Below are 738 nucleotides of genomic sequence, written 5' to 3'. Positions count from 1 at the left end.
TGGCTAGCCCAATCTTTAATTTCAACAATTTCATGGTGAGACCTCACAATAGTGTCTTGGCGTGTTTCGGCATTGATCTGTAAATCATTTTGCTTTTCGATCAGCGCTTCTTTTGCCTCGGCACGCGCTTGCTCGGCTTCCTGTAATTTCCGGTTGTTATCTTCTGAGGCGGTGTACTTCTCATTGAGCGAGTTGTAATTGGTTTCCCATGTGGTGATCTTGGCTTCCAGTGTTTGATTGTGTTGCCACTGGTAGCCAATCGCCGCTAATGAAAATAAAAAACCGATAAGTAAATAATTCATCATTCCCCCGGCAAATTAATGCGCAATGTCTTCAGCAGCATATTTGAGATTAATGGCAACACGCCGCACCCATCCCTTACCGAAGCTCGACCATGTTGATAGATTCGTATAAAAATCCAGTCGCTCTGCATTGAAACGCGATAGCACATCACCCACCGGCATGGACTTAATGGCAGCTATAGAGACGGGGCCAAGGTTGGCATCATCCATAACGCCTACTGCGCGCTGCAAAAATTTAATGGCTTGCGATACGCCGTGATTCACTGCGGTATCAAACACTTGGTAAGCAATTGCACCGGGATATTGATCTGCTTTAATTTTCCCCCAGTAAGCCGTGCGATAGATTTCTTTAGCTTGTTCACGGGTAAGGTCGCGCATATTGCCTTTGTAGCCTTCGCTCCGGGCAACATTAAGGGTAATGCCGTAGTTGGTTTCA

Annotated in this window: 2 protein-coding genes; both read right to left on the bottom strand. The window is 46.1% G+C overall.

What is annotated here, in order from left to right:
* Nucleotides 1-302 (bottom strand): hypothetical protein (locus A596_RS23400; protein WP_200882996.1); only part of this gene is annotated, 302 nt, incomplete at its 3' end.
* Between the two features lie 15 nt (nucleotides 303-317).
* The coding region (locus A596_RS21650) for a glycoside hydrolase family 108 protein (RefSeq protein ID WP_039918845.1) at nucleotides 318-738 on the bottom strand (421 nt) is incomplete at its 5' end.

This window comes from Cellvibrio mixtus subsp. mixtus J3-8, assembly GCF_000766945.1.
GTDB lineage: Bacteria > Pseudomonadota > Gammaproteobacteria > Pseudomonadales > Cellvibrionaceae > Cellvibrio > Cellvibrio mixtus_A.
This window is presented reverse-complemented; position numbering and strand designations above follow the sequence as displayed.